This window comes from uncultured Agathobaculum sp., from assembly GCF_963927765.1.
GTDB lineage: Bacteria > Bacillota > Clostridia > Oscillospirales > Butyricicoccaceae > Agathobaculum.
This window is the reverse complement of record NZ_CAWVCU010000077.1, coordinates 1-8650: the sequence shown is the minus strand read 5'-3', so window position 1 is coordinate 8650 and position 8650 is coordinate 1. Positions and strand designations below refer to the sequence as shown.

The 8650-nt window shown below is 50.3% G+C and carries 11 protein-coding genes; all 11 read right to left on the bottom strand.

The genetic code is table 11. From position 1 onward, the window contains the following. Positions 1-582 (bottom strand): chemotaxis protein CheC (locus ABGT74_RS06665; protein ID WP_346704953.1); only part of this gene is annotated, 582 nt, incomplete at its 3' end. A gap of 17 nt (positions 583-599) precedes the next feature. Continuing rightward, complete coding sequence (locus ABGT74_RS06660) at positions 600-1319, bottom strand: flagellar hook-basal body protein (protein WP_346704952.1); 720 nt, start codon at positions 1317-1319, stop codon at positions 600-602. Positions 1320-1341: 22 nt separating this feature from the next. Next, on the bottom strand, positions 1342-2097 hold the full coding sequence (locus ABGT74_RS06655) for a flagellar hook-basal body protein (RefSeq protein ID WP_346704951.1): 756 nt from the start codon (positions 2095-2097) through the stop codon (positions 1342-1344). An 18-nt stretch (positions 2098-2115) separates the two neighbouring features. After that, positions 2116-2898: a FliA/WhiG family RNA polymerase sigma factor gene (locus ABGT74_RS06650; RefSeq protein ID WP_297282507.1), complete on the bottom strand. Its 783-nt coding sequence runs from the start codon at positions 2896-2898 to the stop codon at positions 2116-2118. Between the two features lie 30 nt (positions 2899-2928). After that, on the bottom strand, positions 2929-5004 hold the full coding sequence (gene flhA, locus ABGT74_RS06645; RefSeq protein WP_346704950.1) for a flagellar biosynthesis protein FlhA: 2076 nt from the start codon (positions 5002-5004) through the stop codon (positions 2929-2931). A gap of 30 nt (positions 5005-5034) precedes the next feature. Then, positions 5035-6111: a flagellar biosynthesis protein FlhB gene (flhB, locus tag ABGT74_RS06640; protein WP_346704949.1), complete on the bottom strand. Its 1077-nt coding sequence runs from the start codon at positions 6109-6111 to the stop codon at positions 5035-5037. Positions 6112-6136: 25 nt separating this feature from the next. Next, a complete protein-coding gene (locus ABGT74_RS06635) occupies positions 6137-6913 on the bottom strand; it encodes a flagellar biosynthetic protein FliR (protein WP_297282504.1) in 777 nt (258 codons plus the stop codon). Between the two features lie 22 nt (positions 6914-6935). Next, positions 6936-7196 (bottom strand): flagellar biosynthesis protein FliQ, encoded by a 261-nt coding sequence (fliQ, locus tag ABGT74_RS06630; protein ID WP_297282503.1) that lies wholly within the window; start codon positions 7194-7196, stop codon positions 6936-6938. A 21-nt stretch (positions 7197-7217) separates the two neighbouring features. Next, positions 7218-7883 carry a flagellar type III secretion system pore protein FliP gene (gene fliP, locus ABGT74_RS06625; protein WP_346704948.1) on the bottom strand — a complete coding sequence of 222 codons (666 nt, stop codon included), beginning with the start codon at positions 7881-7883 and terminating at the stop codon, positions 7218-7220. Positions 7884-7898: 15 nt separating this feature from the next. Then, positions 7899-8258: a flagellar biosynthetic protein FliO gene (gene fliO, locus ABGT74_RS06620; RefSeq protein WP_346704947.1), complete on the bottom strand. Its 360-nt coding sequence runs from the start codon at positions 8256-8258 to the stop codon at positions 7899-7901. 4 nt (positions 8259-8262) lie between these two features. Next, positions 8263-8628, bottom strand: a complete 366-nt coding sequence (locus ABGT74_RS06615) for a response regulator (protein WP_297282500.1) — start codon at positions 8626-8628, stop codon at positions 8263-8265. Positions 8629-8650 lie beyond the last annotated feature (22 nt).

The window sequence follows — 8650 nt, the reverse complement described above, 5'->3', positions numbered from 1 at the left end:
GGACCGCATATCAGGTGCGAGCAGCAACCTGCACGGCACCTCTTTTCCTTCCACCAAAAAGCTGCCGCCAATCAGCATAATATAATCCGACTGGTTGCCATATGCCGCCATCGGCACCGTAATAATAGCGCCCTGCATGTCGATCGACAACTGCGGCACCGAAGGCGTAATGCGAACGCCCGACAGTCCGGACAGCGCATTGATAAACGACGAAATCAAAATATTTCCAATCTCAATCACAGCAGAATTTTCGATCTCCGTCAGTTCGTCGTAATCCTTGATCTGCTTGCCCATGGTGCGCCCCAGCAGAAGATTGATTGCATCGAGCTGAAAAAGCGCCAGCATCAGGCCGTTGATCTCGCCACGCAAATCGGAAATGATACCCGCGGCAATCGTTTCAAAACCACCAAGTTTTTCAACTGCGTCGTTAAATTCCAGAATTTGAACCTCCGGGAGAGGGATACGCACTTCAATTCCCAGTAAGCTCGACAACGATGTTGCTGCGTTGCCTGTACCGATACTGCCTATTTCACGCAGCGCGTCAATTTGTAGGGAATTCATCTCCTCATACTTTTTTAACACGAACTACCACACTTCCTTTAACCGTTCCGCAAGCCATTGATCGTAGACTCGATCTCATCCTGCGTCTGAACCATCTTCAGCGCATAAGAGAACGAACGCTGTGATTCGATGATCTTGACAAATTCCGTTCCTACATCCGCATTGGATGCTTCCAGCATTCCGTGCACCGCTCTGCCCTCGCCCGCCATTACCGGACCGTTCTTGGCGACCGGCGCGAAGCGATTGCTGCCCAAATGCTGCATATTATCCGTATTGGCAAAATCAAACACACCAACCGGATAATCGGCTTCGGCATCCTGCCCCAGCGCGATCGGCTGCTGATTTTGATCGAGCACATAATATCCATCGGGGTCGCACAGGTAAAAAGTTTCCAGACCGGCCCTCGTCACACTGCCCCAATGGAAATTGCCCGCACGGCTGTAGCTGATCTCCCCGGTTTGCGGATTGAGTAAGGCAAAAAAGCCGCTACCATTGATGGCGTAATTCTGGCCGCCTTCCCGGCTCATCATTGCGCCCTCCGCAAAGTCGGTCGTCGTCTGGATCATCCGGCTGCCCGAACCGCGAGGAAGCTGCGCGTTATCCGGTCCGGTCCAGTTACGGTACAGCAAGTCAGAGAAATTCGCCTGCTCCGACTTAAAGCCCACCGTATTGACATTGGCCAGGTTATTCGCCGTCACATTCATTCTCTGCTGCTGCTGCGAGGCCGCAACCGCCGCGGCATAGAAAGATTGGTTCATCTGGATTGACTCCTTTCCCCCATTATACGCGGCCCAACTCGGTCGCTGTCTTGGACATAATCTGGTCGTACATTTTGCTCAGCTGCGATGCGCTTTGCAGCGCACGCTGGCAAGTGATCATTTCCGTCATCTGCTGCACCAGATCGGTATTGGCGCGCTCCACCATCCGATGATGCACCACCGTATCATTCGCCAACTGCGGCTGCCCTGCTGCAGCAAACATACCCTCGCCGGTCTTTTCCAAATCCTGCGCAGGATCTGCGAAAGTAAAGACACCAAGCTGGCCGAGTATCTGCCCATCTTCCATAGAAATGGTTCCGTCTTCCGAAGCATTGATCTTATCCGTTCCCAGATAGATTTGCTCACCGTTGCGTCCAAGCACGCGGCCCTGTCCGGCCAAAGCCAGATATCCCTGATCATCAAGCATAAACGAACCGTTGCGGGTATAGATCCGGCCTGCATCCGTCTGAACGGCAAAATAGCCATTCCCTTCCAGGCCGAAATCCAAGGGTAATCCCGTCGATTGCAAAGCCCCCTGAGAATGGTCGGTATATACCTCATCCAAGGCGGTGATATAGCTGGTGGTCGTACCAAGCTCCTGCGGATTCTTCTGCTTGTTGCCGATCTGGCTGCGCATCACTTCATCAAAGGTCGTATCCGCATAACGATCCGCCTTATACCCCACCGTTGCCGTGTTGCTCATATTGTTGCCCACAACATCCAGATTTCTGGTCTGGGTCAACATGGCGGAACTCAAATCATAGAACCCTTTAAACATATCCTCAATCTCCTCTGCTTATGTACCGTATATATATTTTTGCATTGAGATTCGCAGCTTGCGGATCGCATTGGAATGTATCTGTGATACGCGCGGTTCGCTCACACCGAGCACCTGCGCAATTTCCTTCATCTGAAAAGATTTTTGATAATACAAGGACAAAACCATCTGTTCCTTTTCACGCAGTTCACTGATGCTTCGTTTTAGCTCTTCATACAGCTCTTTTTTTTGATAATTCTCCTCTGGCTGCGCATCCGCATCCGATTGCGGCAGGTGCTTTGCCGGAACATCGGAATCCCGTTCGTCCAACAGCATGTCGAGCGACAACACATTGCAGAGCGCCGTCTTTGCCAGTTCCTCCTGATAGCGCGCCTCGCTCAGTCCCATATGGTCGGCAATTTCCTTATCAGTTGGCGCACGGCCCAGCTGAGAAAACAATTCGCTGCTCGCCGTATCAATTTCACGCATACGCTTCCGAACCGACCGCGGCAGCCAATCCTGACGGCGCGCCAAGTCAATAATCATGCCGCGCAGGCGTTTGGAAACGTAGGTTTCAAACTTGACATTCTGGCTCAGGTCAAATTTATCCAGCGCGCCCATCAGCAGAATAATTCCCTCATTAATCATATCATCGACCTGAGCGAAGCTTAAATAAACCCCTCTCAGCTTCAATGCTACATTTTTTACAAGATAGGAATACCGCATCACGAGGACCTTCTTCAGTTCAGGGTCTCCGGTTTGCTTATATTCTTCGAGAAGCGCCTCATTCGTCATCTGCTCCCAATCATTTTGTGATCCCAAGGCGTTTCCCCCCTAATCTTAAATCAAAACTTACGAAAGTGTGATATTGCCCAGCGCCTGTATCTGTACGCTCGTAATCACCTCATTAAAAGACAGTACGGTAAGATCCGGATAGAACTGCTCCAGCAAACGGCTCAAATAGATCCGGATGATATGGCTGGTGAGCAGAATCGGCTTTTGTGACAACTCCGAGAACTTTTTGATGTGCTCGTTGAGCTGTGACAGCAGCTTCTGCATCAGATCCGGTCCCAACGCAAGGTATACACCCTGATCGTTTTTGGTCAGGCTGGCAACAATCTTTTTCTCTACTTCTGCGTCCAGCGTGATGACGCTGAGACGACCGTCCTCACAGAACCGGTGCGTAATGGTTCTCTTAAGCTGCGCACGCACGCTCTCTGTAATCAAATCGACATCGCGGGTGATGGCCAAGGCATCGACCGTGGTTTCCACGATTGTTCCCATGTCCTTGATCGGGATACCTTCCTTGAGCAGATTGCAAAGGATCTTCTCCAGCATGGCGTAAGACACCACACCTGGGAAGGCTTCTTCCACCAGCTGCGGCGCAGAGCGCTTGAGATTCTCCACCAGCTGAATGGTCTCTGCACGATTGAGTAATTCATAGGTGTGCTTCTTGACTGTCTCAGACAGGTGCGTTAGCATAACCGACAACGGATCAATAACCGTATAGCCGTAAATCTCGGCCATTTCCTTGTTTTCCGGCAAAATCCACCGGGACGGAATGCCGTATGCCGGCTCTATCGTTTCAATGCCCTCAATTTCGCCCGCCGGATTAGCAGGCTCCAAGGCAAGATAATAATCCAACAGAATTTCGCCGCGGGCCACTTCTTCGCCCTTGATCTTAATGACATATTGGTTGGTGCCCAGCATAGACGCGTCGCGCAGTCGGATCGACGGCACCACAAAGCCCATGTCCTGCGCATATTGCCGGCGGAAAATGACGATTCGGCTGATAAGCTTGCCGCCGCGCGACTCGTCCACCAAAGGAATCAGGCTGTAGCCAAATTCCATCTCGATCGGTTCAACGTTAATCAGCGAATAGATATTGTTAACATCCTTGTAGTAATCCATTTCGCTTTGCTGCGCTTCCGCCTGTTTTCGGGCAGCTTCCTGCGCCGCAGGCAACTCTTCCTTCTGTTTCTGGAGCGCCTCCATTTGATGCGCCACGCGACGGCTGACCAGAATCAGCACCGCTGCAATCAGAATCAGCTGGATATGAGGCGTGCCGGGGAAAACTGCAAACACAGCCAGAATCAAACCGGCAATCATCAAAGACTGCGGCTGCGCAAGGAACTGCTTGATTACGTCGTTATTCAAGCTGCCTTCGGAAACCGCACGGGTGACGATCATACCGGTCGCCGTAGAAATCATCAGCGCCGGCAGCTGCGAAACCAGACCGTCACCGATCGTTGCGATCGAATAAACGCTGAGCACTTCACTCAGCTCCATACCGGATTGGACAATGCCAATGATGGAGCCGGCAATAAAGTTGATCGACGTGATGATGATAGACATGATCGCGTCGCCCTTGACGATCTTGGTAGCACCGTCCATTGCGCCATAGAAGTCCGCTTCACGCTGCACCTTATATCGTCTCAGCTTTGCTTCCTGCTCGTTAATCAGGCCGGATGACAAATCTGCGTCGATGGCCATCTGTTTACCGGGCATAGAATCCAGTGTAAAGCGGGCTGCTACCTCAGCAACACGCTCAGCGCCCTTGGTGATGACGATGAACTGCATCAAAACGATGATCAGGAAGATGATAACACCGATGACCACATTGCCCTGAATAACAAATTCACCGAAAACCTTAATGACCTGTCCTGCCTCGCCGCCATTGGAAAGAATCAAACGAGTGGAAGATACGTTCAGTCCCAACCGGAACAGCGTGGTAATCAGCAGCAGCGATGGGAAAATCGAAAACTCCAACGGCTCATGAGTATTCATGGTAATCAGCAGAATAATCAGCGCCAGAGAGATATTGATGATAAAAAATACATCCAACAGAAACGGCGGCAGAGGGATCAACAAGAACAATACGATGACCACGACAAACACCGATATTACGTTGTCAAAAAGTCGCTTCATAACTCCACCATTTCTATACCAGTTTCAACATTACTGCGGTAAACTCCGCTTATTGAGTTTATAAACATAAACAAGAATTTCAGCCACCGGGCCGTATTGCTCGGCCGGAATCATCTGACCGATGTCTGCAGCAGCATACAGCGCACGTGCCAACGGCTTGTTTTCCACTACAGAAACGCCATGCTCTTCCGCCACCGCAACGATACGGAGCGCCAACTCATCCTGACCCTTAGCCACCACGACCGGCGCGGCATCCTGACCCGGTTTATAGCGAAGCGCAACCGCAAAGTGCGTCGGGTTACGGATGACAACATCCGCGCCCGGAACAGCCTGCATCATGCGGGACTGCGCCATTTTACGCTGCGCTTCTTTGATTTTACCCTTAATCTTCGGATCGCCTTCAGTTTGCTTATATTCTTCCTTAATTTCCTGCTTGGACATTTTGAGCTGTCGCTCAAACTCCCACCATTGATACAGGTAATCGAAGAAAGAAAGAACCAAAAATGCGACACCGACCTGCAAAATCAGCTTAAAGCCCAAATCTCGCATAGACGCCAGCGCAACGCCGATATCGCTGCTCATATAACGCGAAAAGATCAAAAGCGAGCCGCTGACGAACTTATAAATCAACACCAAAAGGATGGTGATCTTCAGCACGCCTTTAAGCGATTCAATGATACTTTTCAGCGAAAACAGTCGTTTGATACCCTGCAATGGGTTCATGCGGCTGAATTTTGGTTTCATGGTTTCAAAAGAAACCAGTAGTCTGGTTTGTGCAAAGGTCGCAACCACAGCTGCCAAAACTGTCGCCAGCAATGGAATAGCAACCGACTGCGCCAACGCCATAACCGACTTTGCGCTCAGTTCAGTTCCAATGGCGCTCGCGCCGCCGGTCGGTACACTGCCGACCAAACCAATGCAATAACGGACGATTCCAGTCATTGCATCCACCATAAACGAAAGCCCAAAGCGCAGCGCAGCGTAGCTTGCAAACAGCGTTGCCACCGCCACGACATCCTGACTCATCATGACGTTACCTTTTTTTCGCTCGTCACGTCGCTTTTTGGGTGTGGCTTTTTCTGTTTTTTCGTCCGCTCCGCCCGGCATGCTTGGTTCCCCCCTTTGGGCCTACCTAACCACCTGCAACTACTTTCACGGCCTGTTCAATGGCAACCAGCATCTGCTTTTCCAGCCCAAGGACAAATTCGCCCATCAGCGGCAGAAGCAAAATCACCATCACCAGCCCGAGAATAATTTTCAGTTCAAAATTGATTGCAAAAACATTGATTTGAGGAATGACTTTCATCAGAATACCCATTCCCAACTGGCCGATCAATTCAGCCGCCAGAATCGGCAAACACAATTTCATCGCCAGAACAGCACAGGACGCAAACATCTCCAACACGTAGGTAGATGCCGACGTGCCAAACGAAGCAGATCCATATGGAATCACCTGTCCGGAATTTAACAGAATACGCAGCAGAGTGATATGGCCGCCTGCCACAAAAAATAGCAGCGCCATCATAATATTCAGCAGCGTACCCGTCATGGAGACATTGGTTCCCATGGAAGGATCATACGTCTCCGACATATTCATGCCCATTTGTGCATCAATCATTTGACCAGCCTGCAAAACCACATAAAAAAAGAAGTGGACGAGCAAAGCGACCAAATAGCCCAGCGCAAGCTCCAGCAGCGATCGGACGGCAAACTCGAGAACCGTTGTCGGTACTTCCGGCAACGGCAGATCGGTCAGTGAATAGACCGCCACAGCCAGCATCAGGCTTGCCCCTGCTTTCACCAGCCCCGGAACATTCGAGCGGCCTCCCAACAGCGGGTTAAATACCATAAACCCGGTCATGCGCATGAGAATATACAGGAACAGCGTCAATTGTGCATCATCTATCATTGCGCTCGCTGTCCCCTTCCTTCTAAGCAATCATTTGGGTGAATATCATCCTTGTAAAATCCTGCATCGTATTGAGCATCCAACTGCCTGCAAGGAGGAGAAATGCGATGATCAACAAAAGCTTGGGAATAAAAGACAGCGTTTGTTCGTGAATCTGTGTTGCAGCCTGAAAAATTGCCACCAACACGCCAACTGCCATACTGGCAATCAGCATTGGCCCGCCAATTTTGAGCGCAACCCATATCCCCTCCCGTAAAATATCAATAATCTGGTTCTGATCCAACGCTCAACCTCCTCCCATGTGCTATCGGAAGCCCTGCGCCAGCGTAGAGAACAAAAGCTGCCAACCATCCACTGTAATGAACAACAAGAGTTTAAACGGCATGGATATCATCGCCGGCGGCAGCATAATCATGCCCATGCTCATCAACGTCGAAGAAACCACAATATCAATCAGCATGAACGGGATATACAGGAAAAAGCCGATCTGGAATGCCGCCTTCAGTTCGCTGGTCATATAAGACGGAATGATAACACGCATGGAAAGCGCCATAGCCTCCTCATCCGTTGCCGGCTCGTCCACACCTGCTAAATCGCAGAATAAGGTCAACGACGATTGCTCCGTATTACGCAGCATGAACTCCTTCAAAGGAACTGATGCACGGTCGATCGCTTCCTCCTGTGTAATTTCCTGCCTTGTGTACGGCTCGTATGCCGTCTCCTGAATCTCTGTCAGCACCGGATTCATGATAAACAGCGTCAGAAACAATGCAATGCCGATCAGTACCATATTGGGTGGATTCTGTGACGTTCCCATGGCCGTCCGCAAAAAAGAAAGCGAAATGATGATTCTCGTAAACGAGGTCATCATGATCAGCATGGACGGCAACAGTGCAATTACAGTAGTCAGGAAAAGTATTTCCAGTGTTTGCACACTGTCGCCGTTTACATTGATCAGACTATCCGGCATGAAACACTCTCCTTCCTACTTCTTGTCATTTTTCTTGCGTAACACATCCGAAATGATATCCGAAAATTTCGGTACGGCAGCTTCGCTGCTCACCTGTTTTGTCTGTCTCCAGATACGCGATTCTTCTTCGCTCAACTCGGTAAGCAATGTGATCTCTTCATCAGAAACACCCAGCACGAGCCAGCGCAACCCAACTCGCGCTACTACCACTGCCTTATTTTGCCCAAGCGGCAAACGATCATAAATTCGCATATGGCCGCCGGATGTGATGGCACCACCCATATTCCCCATTGCGATGCGGCGCGTAACCCAATACGCCAGATATAAAATCACCGCAACGCACAGGCACATGCCAATTAAGGGAAGCCACTTCATCCTTTTACGGCTGTCCTACGATCGAGCTCACAGTCTTAATAATACGATCCGGCTTAAACGGCTTTACAATGAAGTCCTTTGCACCGGATTTGATGGCCTCGATAACCATTGCTTCCTGACCCATTGCGGAGCACATAACGACCGACGCATTGGGGTCTGCCTTGCGGATTGCCTTCAGTGCCTCCAGACCGTCCATATTGGGCATCGTGATATCCATGATGACCAGATCCGGCTGCAACTCGGCATATTTATTGACCGCTTCCGCACCGTCGCTGGCTTCATATGTATCCGTGTAGCCGTTCTCATTGAGCGTGTTCTTTACCATCATTCGCATGAAAGCTGCATCATCTACTAACAAAATCTTTGCCATGGTTCATCCCATCCTTTTCATT

Excerpts from the sequence above, each read along its gene's own strand:
- fliP (WP_346704948.1), bottom strand. The coding sequence starts at position 7,883 with ATGCCGGATAGTCTGATCAATGTAAACGGCGACAGTGTGCAAACACTG.
- ABGT74_RS06615 (WP_297282500.1), bottom strand. The coding sequence starts at position 8,628 with ATGGCAAAGATTTTGTTAGTAGATGATGCAGCTTTCATGCGAATGATG.
- flhB (WP_346704949.1), bottom strand. The coding sequence starts at position 6,111 with ATGCCGGGCGGAGCGGACGAAAAAACAGAAAAAGCCACACCCAAAAAG.
- flhA (WP_346704950.1), bottom strand. The coding sequence starts at position 5,004 with ATGAAGCGACTTTTTGACAACGTAATATCGGTGTTTGTCGTGGTCATC.
- fliO (WP_346704947.1), bottom strand. The coding sequence starts at position 8,258 with ATGAAGTGGCTTCCCTTAATTGGCATGTGCCTGTGCGTTGCGGTGATT.
- ABGT74_RS06660 (WP_346704952.1), bottom strand. The coding sequence starts at position 1,319 with ATGAACCAATCTTTCTATGCCGCGGCGGTTGCGGCCTCGCAGCAGCAG.
- ABGT74_RS06635 (WP_297282504.1), bottom strand. The coding sequence starts at position 6,913 with ATGATAGATGATGCACAATTGACGCTGTTCCTGTATATTCTCATGCGC.
- ABGT74_RS06655 (WP_346704951.1), bottom strand. The coding sequence starts at position 2,097 with ATGTTTAAAGGGTTCTATGATTTGAGTTCCGCCATGTTGACCCAGACC.